At 59.9% G+C, this 15,388-nt stretch carries 12 protein-coding genes and 1 pseudogene; 8 read left to right on the top strand and 5 right to left on the bottom strand.

Translation table 11 applies throughout. The features are described 5' to 3' along the window. Positions 1 to 32: 32 nt before the first annotated feature. Positions 33 to 821: an alpha/beta hydrolase gene (locus PFAS1_RS24855; protein ID WP_076030916.1), complete on the top strand. Its 789-nt coding sequence runs from the start codon at positions 33 to 35 to the stop codon at positions 819 to 821. 54 nt (positions 822 to 875) lie between these two features. On the opposite strand, the gene PFAS1_RS24850 is transcribed toward PFAS1_RS24855, so the two are convergent. Next, a complete protein-coding gene (locus PFAS1_RS24850) occupies positions 876 to 2,207 on the bottom strand; it encodes an aminotransferase-like domain-containing protein (protein WP_076030915.1) in 1,332 nt (443 codons plus the stop codon). Between the two features lie 83 nt (positions 2,208 to 2,290). On the opposite strand from PFAS1_RS24850, the gene PFAS1_RS24845 reads away from it, so the two are divergent. Next, a complete protein-coding gene (locus tag PFAS1_RS24845; protein ID WP_076030914.1) occupies positions 2,291 to 3,181 on the top strand; it encodes a DMT family transporter in 891 nt (296 codons plus the stop codon). Positions 3,182 to 3,379: 198 nt separating this feature from the next. After that, the gene (locus tag PFAS1_RS24840; protein WP_076030913.1) at positions 3,380 to 4,240 is read left to right on the top strand and encodes a CAP domain-containing protein; all 861 of its coding nucleotides are present in this window, start codon (positions 3,380 to 3,382) and stop codon (positions 4,238 to 4,240) included. A 16-nt stretch (positions 4,241 to 4,256) separates the two neighbouring features. Here PFAS1_RS24840 and PFAS1_RS24835 read toward each other — a convergent pair whose 3' ends face one another. The 3 genes from PFAS1_RS24835 to PFAS1_RS24825 form a co-directional block, all read right to left on the bottom strand. Then, a complete protein-coding gene (locus PFAS1_RS24835) occupies positions 4,257 to 4,886 on the bottom strand; it encodes a Vgb family protein (RefSeq protein ID WP_076030912.1) in 630 nt (209 codons plus the stop codon). A gap of 36 nt (positions 4,887 to 4,922) precedes the next feature. Continuing rightward, positions 4,923 to 6,143, bottom strand: a complete 1,221-nt coding sequence (locus PFAS1_RS24830; protein ID WP_076030911.1) for a helix-turn-helix domain-containing protein — start codon at positions 6,141 to 6,143, stop codon at positions 4,923 to 4,925. Between the two features lie 173 nt (positions 6,144 to 6,316). Beyond that, a complete protein-coding gene (locus PFAS1_RS24825) occupies positions 6,317 to 6,808 on the bottom strand; it encodes a GNAT family N-acetyltransferase (protein WP_076030910.1) in 492 nt (163 codons plus the stop codon). A gap of 313 nt (positions 6,809 to 7,121) precedes the next feature. Between PFAS1_RS24825 and PFAS1_RS24820 the strand changes: the two genes are divergently transcribed. The 5 genes from PFAS1_RS24820 (at position 7,122) to PFAS1_RS24800 (ending at position 14,156) form a co-directional block, all read left to right on the top strand. Further along, a complete protein-coding gene (locus tag PFAS1_RS24820) occupies positions 7,122 to 8,420 on the top strand; it encodes a sialidase family protein (RefSeq protein ID WP_076031599.1) in 1,299 nt (432 codons plus the stop codon). Next, a complete protein-coding gene (locus PFAS1_RS24815; RefSeq protein WP_074877231.1) occupies positions 8,417 to 9,022 on the top strand; it encodes a hypothetical protein in 606 nt (201 codons plus the stop codon). The genes PFAS1_RS24820 and PFAS1_RS24815 overlap by 4 nt, the downstream gene beginning before the upstream one ends. A gap of 32 nt (positions 9,023 to 9,054) precedes the next feature. Beyond that, on the top strand, positions 9,055 to 11,091 hold the full coding sequence (locus PFAS1_RS24810; protein WP_076030909.1) for an LTA synthase family protein: 2,037 nt from the start codon (positions 9,055 to 9,057) through the stop codon (positions 11,089 to 11,091). Positions 11,092 to 11,472: 381 nt separating this feature from the next. Next, positions 11,473 to 13,728, top strand: coding sequence for a catalase/peroxidase HPI (gene katG / locus PFAS1_RS24805; RefSeq protein ID WP_076030908.1), 2,256 nt, complete (start codon positions 11,473 to 11,475; stop codon positions 13,726 to 13,728). 179 nt (positions 13,729 to 13,907) lie between these two features. After that, positions 13,908 to 14,156 (top strand): hypothetical protein, encoded by a 249-nt coding sequence (locus tag PFAS1_RS24800; protein ID WP_076030907.1) that lies wholly within the window; start codon positions 13,908 to 13,910, stop codon positions 14,154 to 14,156. Between the two features lie 129 nt (positions 14,157 to 14,285). Here the strand turns inward: PFAS1_RS24800 and gbdR are convergent. After that, positions 14,286 to 15,376: pseudogene (gene gbdR / locus PFAS1_RS24795) on the bottom strand (choline metabolism transcriptional regulator GbdR). Positions 15,377 to 15,388 lie beyond the last annotated feature (12 nt).

The raw sequence follows: 15,388 nt of genomic DNA, 5'->3' as shown, positions 1-15,388 counted from the left end.
AAGCGATCGCCGTCTTTCGGCCAGAGCCGTCAATGCCGCCCACTAAAGTTAGCCGAATGCCACGAATCCTGGTGTCAATCGTCGTCATCATCGCCGTCGTGTATCTGGCGCTCTGCGCTGCGCTGTTCGTGTTCCAGCGCGCCCTCATCTACTTCCCGCAACCCCGCGCCATCGGCACCTCGGCAACGCTGCTCACGTTGTCCGTCGACGACGCGCAGGTGCTGGTGTCCGTCAGGCCGCACGAGGGGCCCAAAGCGTTGATCTATTTTGGTGGAAATGCCGAGGACGTCTCCCGAAGCCTGCCTTCGTTTTCCCAAGCCTTTGCCGATCACGCCGTCTACTTGCTGCACTACAGAGGCTACGGCGGCAGTTCCGGATCGCCTTCCGAGGAGATGATTTCGCGCGACGCCCTGACCTTGTTTGACTTGGTCTACGCCACCCATCCGCACATTACGGTGGTCGGTCGCAGCCTGGGCTCGGGGGTCGCTGTACGCCTCGCCAGCCAACGCCCGGCGGCGCGTCTGTTGCTGATCACGCCCTACAACAGTGTTGAAGAACTCGCTGCGCGACAATTCCCCATTTTCCCGGTGAAGTGGTTGCTCAAGGACACCTTTGCATCCTGGAAGTACGCCACCCACATCACGGTGCCGACGCTGTTGATCGCGGCGGAGCACGACGAAGTGATACCGCGTTCCAGCACCGAGCGGCTCTTCACACATTTCGCCAAAGGGGTGGCAACGCTGAAAGTCATACCGGGTACCGGGCACAACTCGATATCCGACAGCCCCGAGTACCTCAAGGTGCTGGGCGACGGGTTGTGAGTGGCCAGTAGCGGACTGTACTTTTCAAAACAGGTGGCGACGGGCGACTTCGGGCTAAGAATAAGCCCCAATCACCCACTTCACTTTTTCCAGCGCCTCCCGCAGTGCGCCCATCTCAGCCGACCCCAGCGCCAGGCGAATCGCATGCGGTACATGGGCAGAAGTGGCAAACGGCTCAGCGGTTGAAATCGCGACTTTTTCCCGCAGCAAGGCCGCGGCGATCTGGTCGGCCCTCGCATCTTCAGACAAAGGCAGCCAAAGAAAATACGACGACGGGTGGCGAATACATGGAAGGCCCGCCAGCACTTCTGCGGCCATGATTTGCCTGGCCTGCGCATCCTGGCGTTTTTCCGCTTCCAGTTGCATGACGGTGCCATCGTCGAGCCACGTGCTCGCGATGGCCGTCAGCACGCCTGGGGTATTCCAGGTGGTCGCCCTGATCGTGCGCTCTAGCGCGGGCACTTTTTCGATCGGGGCGGCGACGAAACCTACACGCAGCCCAGTGGCCACACTCTTGGAGAGCCCTGAAACGTAAACGGTCCGCTCGGGGGCGAGTTGCGCTATCGGTGCCGGCGGGTTCTCGGCAAGGAAGGCATAGGCGGCGTCCTCGATGATGAGCAAGTCATGCTTGCGCGCGATGGTCACCAGCAAATCGCGCTGATCGGCACTCATGACCCACCCCAGTGGATTGTGCAGCGTCGGCATCGAGTACACCGCCCGCACGCGGCGATTCCGGCACAGGCTGTCCAGCGCCTCCAGATCAGGTCCTTGTTCGGTCACGGGAATAGGCACGATTTCAAGGTGCAAGGCTTCGGCCAGCACGATGAAGCCTGAATAGGTCAGTGCATCCGCTGCAATCACATCACCGGGTTGCAGCAGCGCCATCATCGTCACGGCCAGCCCATGCTGGGCGCCACTGACCATCAACACTTGCTCGGCCTCCACCGTCAGGCCTCGGGCGAGCAAATGGCGCGCCACCGAGGCGCGCTCATGCAGGCGCCCGGCGTGTGGCTGGTAGCGCAACAGGGATTCCAGATCACCGCCCGAGGCGAGTTGGCGCAGCGCATTTCGCAAGAGTTCTGCCTGCCCTGGCAGGGAGGGATAGTTGAAGTTGAGGTCGGTCATGCCCACGGCCACGCTTTTCTGATCGATGCCCAAGCCCGGCGGCAACGACGTCTCCCGCACGAACGTGCCTCGCCCTGTCTCGCCGCTGACCAGCCCCATGGCTTCGAGCTCTGCATAGACGCGACTGGCGGTTACCAGCGCCAGCCCTTCTTTCGCCGCCAATTGCCGATGCGTCGGCAAACGCGTGCCCGGCAACAATCGGCCTGAGCGGATGTCAGCCGCCAAAGCATCCACTAATGACTTGTATCGTGAGCGAGGCATGTCGAGATGTATCCATGACAATTTTTTGATTGTAGTGATCGTCGCTCATACGATGGATCTCTGCAAATTCAGAGTGCCTTGAAATGGAACGGACCCTGCAAAACCCAATGACGGAAAAGACCGCGAGCGGATGGCTCAACGGGTTCATCGGCGTGCTGATTTTCAGCGGCTCGCTGCCGGCCACCCGGTTGGCCGTGCTGGAATTCGACCCGGTGTTCCTGACCGTTGCCCGAGCGGCGATTGCCGGGCTCCTGGCGCTTTGCATGCTGGTGCTGTTTAAAGAAAAACGCCCCGCCAAGCATCAGCTTATGCCTTTGGCGATCGTGGCAATGGGCGTTGTGGTGGGGTTTCCGCTGCTGACGGCGTTGGCGTTGCAGTACGTGACGTCGGCGCATTCCATCGTCTTCGTTGGCTTATTGCCGCTCGCCACTGCGGTGTTTGGTGTGTTACGCGGCGGGGAACGTCCACGCCCGGTGTTTTGGTTCTTCTCGGTGCTGGGCAGCGCGTTGGTGGTCGGGTTTGCGCTCTCGCAGGGCCTGACCGCTTCGCCGACCGGCGACATCCTCATGCTGCTGGCCATCCTCGCCTGCGGGCTGGGTTATGCCGAAGGGGCGAAGCTTTCAAGAACCCTGGGCGGCTGGCAGGTGATTTCCTGGGCGTTGCTGCTGTCGCTGCCCGTCATGGTCCCGTTGACCTGGTTCATGGCCCCGGCTTCGTTCTCGGGAATTTCTACGTCGGCGTGGTTCAGCCTGGCGTACGTATCGATCTTCAGCATGCTGATCGGTTTTGTGTTCTGGTACCGCGGGCTGGCCCAAGGGGGGATTGCCGCCGTCGGCCAGCTGCAACTGCTGCAGCCGTTTTTTGGTTTGGCGCTGGCGGCCACGCTGCTTCACGAGCACGTCAGCATCGGCATGCTGGGGGTTACCGTCGCGGTGATCCTTTGCGTGGCCGGGGCACGAAAGTTTTCGAAGTGAGTGGGCGCGACAAGCGTTGCTGCCAGTTTCCGCCACTGGCGCGCTGGCATTCTTCTTTAGCCCGCTGGCCAGCGGCTGCTCATTGGCGGACGCGCTGATCCCAGCGCAAATATGTCTCTTTCGTCCGTGAACCTTGTATTGAAGTGCCAGTCATAGCCGAGCCGTGAATTCCACTTGCCCGCTCAGAGCTATTCATCCATGCGCCAACCCCGCCTGTCTTTTCGCGTTGCCTCGCTCTGTTTCATTCCTTTGCTTTCCCTGTTCGCCAACCCCGCCCACGCCGGTGCCGAAAGGCAGTTGGTGGAAGCCATCAACGACTACCGCGCTCATCCCGATCGCTGCTTGGGGCGCGCGGGGCGAGCGTTATCGCCGCTGGCATTGAAGTCGAATCTGGCCTTGCCGATCGGCTATGGCGGCGGTTTGCGCGATCGATTGAAGGCGTCCGGGTATCAGGCGGTGACCGTGCGCACGATTCGCGTGGTCGGTGCGCAGGATGCCGATGAGGCCTTCGACATGCTCCAGAGCGATTACTGCGGGGCATTGCTCGATACTCAATATGCCGACATTGGCGTCAGCCGCGCCCGGAGTGAGTGGCAGGTGGTGCTGGCGCAGCCCGTGCTGGACAGTCGCGCGGGTGATACGCGAGCCGTCAGCAAAGCGTTGCTGGCCCAGGTCAATGCGGCACGTTCAAAACCGCGCGTCTGCGGTCGTCAGCGCTTCGCCGCCGCACGGCCATTGGCCTGGAACGCAGCCCTGGGCGCGGCGGCGCAAGGGCACAGCAAAGCGATGGCCTACGGCAACTACTTCGCCCACAAGGACCCTGACGGTGACATGCCCGCGGACCGGGCCAGAGCCGCAGGTTTCCGTGGCCGGCAGATCGGCGAGAACATCGCTGCCGGCCAGGGCTCACCGAGCAAGGCCATGTCGAGCTGGCTGGCCAGCCCGGGGCATTGCGCCAACCTGATGAACCCGATGTTTACTCAGATGGGTGCAGCCTATGCCTCTGACGCACGCAGTGATCGAGGCGTTTATTGGACAATGTTGTTTGGCGCGCCTTGAGTGATTGCGCGGCGCCTCATTTCGGGCGCCGCACCGCCCTCACCTTTGCACTGCCACCACCGCCGCAGAAAAACTGATCGCCGCCATCCGATTCAAGTCCCGACACCCCGACGCCGGCCGGCAACTTCACACTCTCCAGCACCTCGCCAGTGGTCGAATCGATATGGCGTAACTCACTCTCGTCTTCTTCCCAGGTGCCATGCCACAGCTGGCCCTCCACCCAGGTCACCCCGGTGACAAAGCGGTTGGATTCAAGGGTGCGCAAAATCGCGCCGGTCTCGGGATCGATCTGATGGATCTTGCGATCCCGATATTCGCCGACCCACAGCGTTCCCTCCGCCCACGTCAGCCCTGAGTCACTGCCGCCAGGTGCTGGAATGGTCGCGAGTACACGGCCGGTCTGCGGGTCAATTTTCTGGATGCGGTTCTCGGCGATCTGGAACAGGTGCTGGCCGTCGAAGGCGGTGCCGGCATGGGCGGCGACATCGATTGAACGCAGTGTCTTGCCACTCGCCGGGTCCAGGGCATTGAGTTTATCGCCGCTGGCGAACCACACATGCTGACCGTCCCAGGTGACGCCATGCACCTTGTCGACACCGGCAAAGGGTCCATATTCACGGAGGATTTGAGCTGCTGACTGTTTCATGTTGGCATTCCTCGTTACGGGTGTGTGGCGTTCATCCTAGTCACCCGGCAGTGGCCCCGGGAGTAACAAGGTCGTCGCGAAACCCGGCAGCGGCGGAGTCATCCAGCGCCGTGCCCGACCGCGACCGAACGACTGCACCTTGCCCTCCCGGGCCAGTTCGTCGAGTGCCCGTTGCACCGTGCGCTGGCTGGCACCGAGGGCCAGTGCCAGGGCCGAGCTGGACCATGACTCACCGTCAACGAGGAACGCGAACACCTGCGCGTGTTTCTCTTCGACGTGTTGCGCCAGCACCACAACGTCAGAGGCAACCAGCGCCACCAGGGCAAACCCGCGTTTGGTCGCAATCACGCCGGCCAAGGGTTTCAACGCCGCACGCAGTCGCCCGATTTCGACTCGCAACCGTGCGCGAAGGGACTCGTCGGTGTGCTTCAAACGAAAGGCCCGGGCAACCAGCGCTTCCCTCGACACGTCGGCCGGCCATGCTTCGGCCAGTGCCCGCGCAAGGGTGAACAAGACCGGGCGTGAGGCGAGGGAAACCGACATGCCGGCACCACGCACGACGTAGCGACAGGCATCGACGACCAGCGATGTGGACGCCAGCAACGCTTCAACCTCCTCCAGCAACAGTGGCCGCTCTTCACCATGGGCAAGCAAACGCGCGACGGGCGTGTTCAGGACAAGGACTGCGTTTTCCACCTCGGCCGTCAGCGCAGGAATATCGGCGTCGCGCGCGGCATGCTCGGCCCTCGTGAGTGCAGAGCGCGCCTTGTTCGTCTCGAGTCGTCGCATCGCGATCCCTGCCACGACCAGTTCGTGAGCAGTGCGCAAGGCCGGCGGCAAAGGCGCGGGATCAAGCTCGGCGAGCAGCATGTCGGCCTCTTCAAGATGCCCGATCAGCAGCAAACGCCGAATCTGCAGATACCGCGCGTGAGCGGCGTTCACCCGATCGCCATGTGCCTCAAGCGTCACCCGCGCCGCCTCGAGTGCCTTCACCGGCCAGCCCAGTTCCCGGGAGGCCAGCGCGATCTCGGCCTCGGCGACCACACACCGAGCCCGCGCCAAGGCCTCCTTCGGTCCAAAGGCCCGCGCCGCCCTCTGCACCAGCGCCTTGGCTCGCACCAGATCGCCAAGTTGCGCCATCGCAATCCCGCGCAACGCCAGCGCCGGCGCATCGTCGCGCAACGCGACCCGGTTCAGCGCACCGAGCGGATCACCCGCCGCCAGCGCCTGCGCTGCGGCCGTGATCAGCGAGTCCATCGCAATCCCGCCACCGTTGTCACTCCCACCGTCGGATGTTCGCTGTTGAGTCTATCTCACGACGCACAAGTACGAAGGAAGCCGCCTCCGGCAAATCCTCAAGCGGGGATCGGTTGTTCTTATCGGTGATTTAAAACGGTTGCTCAGCCTGACCAAACCAGACCTGAAAATACTCAGAGCCCCGCGTGGCTCCCGGTCTTTCTCAAATGTATAAGGGCCACACGACGCCCGTCCGGCGCCAATCGCTCCTCGACCCCGTACGGCACAAACCCGAGCTGCGGATACAGCAGCAACCCCGCCGTATTCTCGTTGAAGCACGAAAGCTGCACCTCACATGCCCGATGACGTTCGAACGCCAACTCTACCATCGTCTGCACCAAAAACTTCGCGACCCCTTTCCCTCGACCCGTGGGTGACACAATCACATTGCCGATCGCGCAAACGCCATCGCGCTCAAACCTGTAAAAGTTAGCAAAGCCCAACACAGAACCGTCCGCCTCAATCACTGTTGAGTCGGAACGTTGAGCAATCGATGCCTGCAGTTGATCTTCCGTCAGTGGGTACTGCGCCTTCGGGAACATGAAAAACAGCTCTTGGGGATTCTGCGGAAAGTCGCAAATCGTCAGGACATCTTCAGCGCTTACGGGGCGGTAGGTGAGGTGCATGGTCTGGATCCGTCCAAATGTCGGGATGACAGATTACTTTTTGCAGAGGATGGATAAAAGTTTCCTTTTCAGCTTCACCACAGCTTAGGTCCGGCTTTTGCGACCAATGGTGCAAAGGCTCGGCAAGTCCCGTTTTCCAGAGTGAAAACCGTCTATTCCGCCAGTCTTCGCCACTCGACCAGATGTGGATCCTCGACAACGCAGCACGCTACAAACAATTGCTTACAAATAAGAAATTCATTAAATCCGATCTTGTACTACCGAGTGTTAGTTTGTGCGCTTTATCGGGCCATGAGATGCCAAAGCCTTAATGATGCGCATCAAACTTCCTAGCGTTCGTGCCCTCGGTGCATACCTTTCACTCTCTTGCCTGTTTGCGGCTGCATGGTTCGTCAATCCTGCCAATACGCATTCCTCCTTTGCCCTGATAAGTCCAGTGATGGCAGTGGCTGGCCAAGTCGCCAAGCCCATTTATACCAGCCGCTTCGCCTCGTCCGGGCTGGTGGATTTCGTGCATTCCTCGGCGGTGACCGCCTTGCCCGACGGCAGCCTGATGACGGTCTGGTTCGCCGGCTCCCGCGAAGGCGCAGCCGATGTGCAGGTGCGCTCTGCCCGGTTCGACTCGAAAGCCGGTGAGTGGGGGGCAGAAAAGGTATTGGCAACGCGGGATTCGACCCAACAGGGCACGCGAAAATACATTCGCAAGCTGGGCAATCCGGTGGTTGCCCTCGCGCCGGATAATCGCCTGTGGCTGTTCTACGTGTCGGTGTCCATGGGTGGCTGGGCCGGCAGCGCGGTCAATGTGATGGTGTCAGATGACTTCGGTGAAAGCTGGTCCGCCCCGCGTCAGCTGATCACTTCACCCTTTCTGAACATCAGCACCCTGGTCCGGTCGGCGCCGGTATTTCATGCCGACGGTTCCATCGGCTTGCCGGTCTATCACGAGTTCCTGGGCAAGTTTGCCGAGTACCTCTACTTGAGCGCAAACGGCGATGTGATCGACAAATTCCGCATCAGCTACGGCAAAAACTCATTGCAACCCGTGGTGGTTCCACTGGACGGCCAGCGCGGCATCGCCTTGCTGCGCTATGCCGGCGACACCCACCACCGTGTGCTGGCGTCCCGCACCGAGGACGCCGGTCAAACCTGGAGCGAGCCTTATCCGCTCGACCCCTCGAACCCGAACTCTTCGTTGGCCGCCGTCGCGACGCCCGAACACGGGTTGCTGGTGGCGCTCAACGACCTGCAGGAGGGGCGCTTCAAGCTGAGCCTGTATGGCACCGACGCAAAAATGGACGATTGGCGTTCATTGCGGGACCTGGACAAGTCCCCTGACCCCGAAGGTGCTCCGTTTTCACCCGAGGCCTACAAGGAAATCATCGGTAAAGAATTCCGAGGTTCCAGTGGCGCGCTTCGCCAACCGCTGGAGGCACAGTTCCTGGACAACCTCGACAACCGTGTCTGTAAAAGCCAGGGGTGTGAATTTGAATATGAATACCCGTACTTCATCCGCAGCCCCGACGGGATGTATCACTTGGTTTATTCCTGGAACAACACCTTCATCAAGCACGTCACCTTCAACGATGCCTGGCTCAACGAGCGTCGCAAATGATCAGTCTGTGGCAAGCCCATGTCAGCTTCGCAATGATCATCTTCCTGATGCTGCCTTCTTTCGGCTTGCACAGGAGCTGGCGGATCGCCCTGTTGGCCGCATTGCTGGCCGTCAGCTTCATAGCGTTGGACGGGTTATCGTTGGCCGCCTATTTGCGCAGCTACATTGATGACCTGGCGATCACCTCCATGGTGTTCATGGCGTGGGGCTGCTTGCGTCGGCTGGATGTCCTGCCCCCTGCGCGGGGTAAAACCGGGGTATTGATCCTCTTTGCCGCGATGGCCGTGGTGCTGTACCCGGCAACCCTGGGCATGAGTGATCTGGACCCCTATCGGTTTGGCTACAGCCCGCGCGTCATGTTGATCTTCCTCGGCGTGCTGACCCTGGGCCTGTTTTACCTGCGCAACGGCCTGGCCGTCGTGATGCTGGCCAGCGCGACCCTGGCCTTCATTGCCGGGATCAAACCTTCGCAAAACTATTGGGATTACCTGGTTGATCCGCTGCTGGGCCTGTATTGCTGCGTGGCACTGCTGATGCTTGCCGTACGCTGGACGTATGGCCGGGCTACCAAGCGCCGCGGTGCAGCGTCCGGTTCCGTTTGAGATTTAACGACTTTATTAACAGGGGAACAGGGATGGGTTGGCTGCACTCGAGACGTTTACATTACTGGCTGGGCGCGACAGCGATTACCTTCGCGCTGTTCGCTGTGCTTCGTGTCATGTTCTTTTTCGGCTATTCCGGTTTCGACGCCAACGCCCTGATCGACAAAAATGACGTCCTGGAAACCTTGGGGATCGGCTTTCGTTTCGATTTGCGCCTGGCCATCCTGTCGATGTTACCGTTGGCGTTGCTGGCCTGGATTCCGCGCTGGAACCTGATCAACAGCCGCCTGCTTCGCCGCATCGCCCGCGTGTATCTGGTCGCAGCACTGAGCGTCCTGCTGCTGATTTACATCATCGACTTTGGCCATTACGCCTACCTGGGTGTGAGGATCAACGCCACCGTGCTGCGCTTCATCGAGGATGCGCAAATATCCCGCGACATGGTCTGGCAGACCTACCCGGTGATCTGGATTTCACTGGGTTGGCTGGCAACGGTCGCGTTGGTGACACTGGCCTTGGTGCGTCTGGAACGCGTAACGCTGGACCGCCCCCGCAAAGTCATACGCCGACTCTCTGCGGCGTTGGGTGGCGCGGTGATGGTCGTGGTGGTGCTGCTGGGCATCTTAGGTCGTGTCGAAAACATGAACCTTGAAAACCCGGTCCCGTTGCGCTGGAGCGATGCGTTCTTCTCGGGCAATAACCAGATCGCTGCGTTGGGCCTGAACCCGGTGTTGTTCCTCTACGACACGGTCAAAGTCGGCCAGTCGCGCTATGACGAAGCGCAAGTGCGCGAACACTACGCGGTGATGGCCAACTACCTGGGCGTGGACAAACCCGACCCGCAAACCCTTGATTTCGTCCGTCACCAGGCGCCACAACCTTACAAAATACCGGGCTCCCGGCCGCCGAACGTGATGTTCGTCATGCTCGAATCGCTGGGCACCAGCGCCGTCGGGGCCTACGGTAACCCGATCAATCCGACGCCCAATATCGATCGCCTGGCCACGCAGAGCTGGTTCTTCGAGCACTTCTATGTGCCGGTGACGGGGACCGCAAAAACCGTCTGGGCCAGCATCAGCGGTGTGCCTGACGTCACCCGCCAGGAAACCGCGACGCGTAATCCGTTGATCACCAAGCAAAACACACTGATCAACGCCTTCACCGGTTACGAGAAGATCTACACCATCGGCGGCAACTCCGGCTGGGCCAACATGAATGCCTTGATCCGCCAAAGCATCGACGGCGTTCGCTTGTTCGAAGAGCGGGACTGGAAGTCCCCGGTGGTGGATGTCTGGGGGATTTCCGACCTGGACCTGTTCAAGGAAACCGACCAGATCCTGCAAGCACTGCCCAAGGACAAACCGTTCTTCGCCTATGTGCAGACGGCTGGCAACCATCGTCCCTTCACGATTCCCAAGACCAACGATGGATTCGAGGTCAAGTACCCTACCCTGGCTGAAGTTCAGGCCGCCGGGTCGCGCAGTGTCGAGCAATACAACGCCGTGCGCTTGCTGGACTTCAATATCGGTCGCTTGATGGAAATCGCCAAGGCCGGCGGCTGGTACGACAACACCATTTTCGTGCTGTTTGGCGACCACAACACCCGCATCGCGCAGATTCCGTTCCTGGCACCGGCTTATGAACAATTGGGCCTGGAAAGCAACGCGGTGCCGATGATCATCCACGCACCGGGTTTGCTCGGCACGCGCAAGGTCGAGGAAGCGGTCGGCCTGGTGGACTTGCTGCCCACCGTGGCGGGCATGGCCGGTCTTGAGTTTCGCAACAGCGGCATGGGCCGTGACATTCAGCAGCCTGCCCCCGAGGGTGAGCGCGTGGTACCGCTGGTACTGCGTGAGGGAACATTCCCGCTGATTGCCGGCGTGACTCAACACTACATGGTGCAGATGGAGCATGACGGTAGCTCGCCAAGCCTCCATGACCTGGCCTCACCGACGCCGCTGGACAACGTCGCCGAACAAAACCCGGAAGAGTTCAAGCGCCTGTCACAACTGACCCGCGCCATGCACGAAACCTCAAGGTTGATGCTGTACCAGAACGTGCGCAAGTAACGGCTTTCCCGCGTCTATGCTGCAAATAGACGCGGGGACTTCCCCCGCCCCCCCGTAAAAGACTCTGCCTATTACGCCCTAATACTCCCCCTATTAGCTGACTTCCCAACTGGGGTCTAACCTTATCCGAGCGTCGGCACCATAAGCCGGCCGGTCAAGAACTGATAAGGAGATAGGAATGGGTCAGAAGCCTGACTAAACCTGCCGTAGGCCACCGTGCAGGCAACTCGATTGCCGCTGTTCAGAATTCCCGTGCGATCAAAAACAATCAGTTGATCAAACTGCTGGCCCTGCAGCCTGTGTCATTGGTTTCGCCCGTTGCTGTTTAACGCCCACGCCGGGCCGGATAGCCGGATGAATACGACCAAAGGTAGCTCACACATGGCAAACGAATCGAAATGCCCGTTCATTAGCGCCGCTGGCGGTGGCACGACAAACCGCGACTGGTGGCCGAACCAACTGAATCTGAAGATCCTCCATCAGCATTCCTCCCTGTCCGACCCCATGGACAAGGACTTCAATTACGCCGAAGCATTCAAGAGCCTGGACTTTGAAGCGGTCAAAAGAGACCTGACAGCGTTGATGACCGATTCCCAGGACTGGTGGCCGGCGGACTTCGGTCACTACGGGCCACTGTTCATTCGCATGGCCTGGCACTCCGCCGGTACGTACCGCACCGGTGACGGCCGTGGCGGCGCCGGTTCCGGCCAGCCACGCTTCGCGCCGCTCAACAGTTGGCCGGACAACGTCAGCCTCGACAAGGCACGTCGGCTGCTCTGGCCGATCAAGCAAAAATATGGCAACAAAATTTCCTGGGCCGATCTGATCGTCCTCACCGGCAACGTTGCACTGGAGTCCATGGGCTTCAAGACCTTCGGCTTTTCCGGCGGTCGTCCAGACGTTTGGGAACCGGATGAAGCCGTCTATTGGGGCTCGGAAAACAAATGGCTGGGCGGCGACACCCGCTACGGCAAAAAAAACGAACCCATGCAAGAGCCCGGCGAAGGCCCACTCGTCGCTGAGCCAGGGGAAAATGAGGAGAGCCGCACCGAGCAGGGACGCAATCTGGAGAACCCGCTCGCCGCCGTGCAAATGGGCCTGATCTACGTCAACCCGGAAGGCCCGGAAGGCAACCCGGACCCGGTCGCGGCCGGGATAGACATCCGCGAAACCTTCGCGCGCATGGCGATGAATGACGAAGAAACCGTGGCACTGATCGCCGGCGGCCACGCCTTCGGCAAGACCCACGGCGCCGGACCTGCCGACAATGTCGGCGCCGAGCCCGAAGCCGCTGGCCTCGAACAACAAGGCTTTGGCTGGAAGAACAGCTTCGGCACCGGTAAAGGCCCGGACACAATCACCAGCGGCCTGGAAGTGACCTGGACCACCACGCCCACGAAATGGAGCAACAACTATCTGGAAAACCTGTTCGGCTTCGAGTGGGAATTGAGTAAAAGCCCGGCCGGTGCGCACCAGTGGATACCGAAAAACAACGCCGGCGCCGGCATCATTCCGGATGCTCACGATCCGTCCAAGCGTCGCAATCCGACCATGCTGACCACCGATCTGTCGCTGCGATTCGACCCGATCTATGAACCGATTTCGCGGCGTTTCCTGGCCAATCCAGACCAGTTGTCCGACGCGTTCGCCCGCGCCTGGTTCAAGTTGATCCACCGCGACATGGGTCCCCTCTCCCGCTACCTCGGCCCGGAAATGCCGAGTGAAGAATTGCTGTGGCAAGACCCGATTCCAGCGGTCGACCATGCCTTGGTCAACGACAGTGACGTCGCCGCGCTCAAGAGCAAAATCCTCGATTCTGGCCTGAGCGTCTCGCAGCTTGTATCAACGGCTTGGGCGGCGGCTTCGACCTTCCGTGGCTCCGACAAACGCGGCGGCGCCAACGGTGGGCGCCTGCGCCTGGCTCCGCAGAAGTTCTGGCAGGCCAACCAGCCTGAGCAACTGGCGAGCGTGCTGGCGAAACTCGAAAGTATCCAGAGCGAGTTCAACAACAGCGGCAAGAAAATCTCGCTGGCTGACCTGATCGTGCTGGCCGGTAACGCCGGCGTCGAACAGGCGGCGAAAAATGCCGGTCAAACCGTGACGGTGCCTTTCTCACCGGGCCGGATGGATGCCTCCCAAGAGCAGACGGACGTGGAATCTTTCGGCTTCCTCGAACCCATCGCCGATGGCTTCCGCAACTACCTCAAAGGCAAATACAGCGTCCCGGCCGAGCATTTGTTGATCGACAAGGCGCAACTCCTGACACTCACCGCGCCAGAAATGACCGCGCTCATTGGCGGCATGCGTGTGCTGAACACCAACGTCGGACAAACCAGGCACGGTGTCTTCACCCAGCAGCCGGAAGCGTTGACCAACGACTTCTTCAAAAACCTGCTGGACATGGGCGTGGAATGGAAACCGGTGTCGGAGGCTAATGAGGAGTTTGAAGGGCGCGATCGCAAAACCGGCGAATTGAAATGGACCGGCACCCGCGTCGATCTTGTCTTCGGCTCGAATGCGCAGTTGCGAGCGTTGGCTGAAGTCTATGCAACCGCTGATGCGCAGGAGAAGTTCGTGAAAGACTTCGTCGCCGCGTGGGCCAAAGTGATGGACCTGGATCGCTTCGACCTCAGGTAACACAAGCGATATCGCTGAAACTGCAACGCCTCCCACTGTGGAGGCGTTGTGCTTTTTGTGTCGATGCCCTTGCGGTCTGTCTCAACCCGTACAGGCGTACATTCCTACCGTCTTGCCGAGGGAATTTTTTAAACCGCACATAATCATTCGTTCATGAGTGACAGGAGAGGATCGCGAAAATGAGTGAGCGAATTTCGAGCTTCACCGATGAGCGTTATTGGGACGATAAAATCGCCACCAATGCCGAACAATTCCACGAAGCCGATCGGCTCGATATGGAAGCGTACAAACTGATTCAAGACGATCGAAGCCCCGAAGCATGGGCGCGATTCACTGAGGCAAAGGCCAAGGCTGACGCGAAGCGAGCCGCTGCATTCCAAGACTGGGTGCGCCTGAAACGCATGATGACAAATGAGGTGAGCGATTGAGGATTCGATTGAAAGAACAGGAGGATTGTTCGTCTTCTTGATCGAAGTGGCGAGCAATCCCCCTGATAGTTCATTCCATTTCGTTGATGTCGCCACGCCGAGCCATCCCGAAAAGATCACCCGTATTGTTCAGGATTTCAAAATCTTGATACTTGCGAAGGTTGATTCATCACGTGCCTGATCCAGCAAGCTCATCGGCCTTGCCAAGGGCAATGCCTGCGCAATCGATCTTGCTGTCACGAGTGGTTGCGATTCCGCCACCAAGCGCTCGTCGCTGGGTGGAATGCCGAAACACTCGCGATAGCACTTGGAAAAATGGGGTGTGGACACGAAGCCACAGACCACCGACAACTCTACGATGGAGATCGGCGTTTGCTTGAGCAACTGACGTGCGCGAATCAGGCGCAGTTTGAGGTAATACCGCGAAGGTGAGGAATGCAGGTATTTCTGAAACAACCGCTCAAGCTGTCGACGGGACAAGCCGACGTAATTCGCCAGTTCGTCCAGATCAATCGGCTCTTCCAGATTGGCCTCCATCAAGGCGACGACTTCCTGCAACTTTGGTTGATGGGTACCGAGCATGTGCTTGAGGGGCACACGTTGGTGATCCTGCTCGTTGCGGATTCGCTCGTAGACGAACATTTCGGAGATGGCCGCCGATAGCTCATGACCATGATCACGACTGATCAGGTGCAGCATCATGTCCATTGGCGCGGTTCCACCAGAGCTGGTGAAGCGATCTCGGTCGAGGGTGAATAAACTGGAGCTGAGGTTCACTAGCGGAAAAGCTTCCTGCATGGCGGCCAGAAATTCCCAGTGCACACTGCAATCGAAGCCATCGAGCAGGCCCGCCTTGGCCAAGGCCCAACTGCCAGTGCACACGCCTCCGATCCGCTTCGAACGTCGCGCCAGGGCTCGCAACCAGGTTACGTGCTCCCGGGTCACAGCGCCTTGAATGCCAATGCCGCCGCAGACGATCACGGTATCAAGCATCGGTGCGTTAATGATCGAGGTGTCCGGAGTGATCGGCATGCCGTCGCTTGCCCAGACCTGCTCTCCCCCGAACTCAAGGTATGCCAACGATAGAGCTCTTGACCGGTCAACTGATTAGCCATGCGTAGAGGCTCTACTGCTGACGCCAGGGAGATCAACGTGAATTGGTCCAGCAGCAAGAAACCGACAGTTTGGGGAGGAGCGGCCTTGAAGGTGTCGTATGCCATCGAAGATTATTC

The sequence above is a fragment of the Pseudomonas frederiksbergensis genome (genome assembly GCF_001952935.1).
Taxonomy (GTDB): Bacteria; Pseudomonadota; Gammaproteobacteria; order Pseudomonadales; family Pseudomonadaceae; genus Aquipseudomonas; species Aquipseudomonas frederiksbergensis.
Note: the sequence above shows the minus strand (reverse complement) of the source record. Positions and strands in the feature narration are given on the sequence as shown.

Bases quoted from the DNA above. Each gene is read 5' to 3' on its own strand.
- PFAS1_RS24845 (WP_076030914.1), top strand. From the start codon at position 2,291: ATGGAACGGACCCTGCAAAACCCAATGACGGAAAAGACCGCGAGCGGA.
- katG (WP_076030908.1), top strand. From the start codon at position 11,473: ATGGCAAACGAATCGAAATGCCCGTTCATTAGCGCCGCTGGCGGTGGC.
- PFAS1_RS24830 (WP_076030911.1), bottom strand. From the start codon at position 6,143: ATGGACTCGCTGATCACGGCCGCAGCGCAGGCGCTGGCGGCGGGTGAT.
- PFAS1_RS24815 (WP_074877231.1), top strand. From the start codon at position 8,417: ATGATCAGTCTGTGGCAAGCCCATGTCAGCTTCGCAATGATCATCTTC.
- PFAS1_RS24820 (WP_076031599.1), top strand. From the start codon at position 7,122: ATGCGCATCAAACTTCCTAGCGTTCGTGCCCTCGGTGCATACCTTTCA.
- PFAS1_RS24850 (WP_076030915.1), bottom strand. From the start codon at position 2,207: ATGCCTCGCTCACGATACAAGTCATTAGTGGATGCTTTGGCGGCTGAC.
- PFAS1_RS24835 (WP_076030912.1), bottom strand. From the start codon at position 4,886: ATGAAACAGTCAGCAGCTCAAATCCTCCGTGAATATGGACCCTTTGCC.
- PFAS1_RS24810 (WP_076030909.1), top strand. From the start codon at position 9,055: ATGGGTTGGCTGCACTCGAGACGTTTACATTACTGGCTGGGCGCGACA.
- PFAS1_RS24800 (WP_076030907.1), top strand. From the start codon at position 13,908: ATGAGTGAGCGAATTTCGAGCTTCACCGATGAGCGTTATTGGGACGAT.
- PFAS1_RS24825 (WP_076030910.1), bottom strand. From the start codon at position 6,808: ATGCACCTCACCTACCGCCCCGTAAGCGCTGAAGATGTCCTGACGATT.
- PFAS1_RS24840 (WP_076030913.1), top strand. From the start codon at position 3,380: ATGCGCCAACCCCGCCTGTCTTTTCGCGTTGCCTCGCTCTGTTTCATT.
- PFAS1_RS24855 (WP_076030916.1), top strand. From the start codon at position 33: ATGCCGCCCACTAAAGTTAGCCGAATGCCACGAATCCTGGTGTCAATC.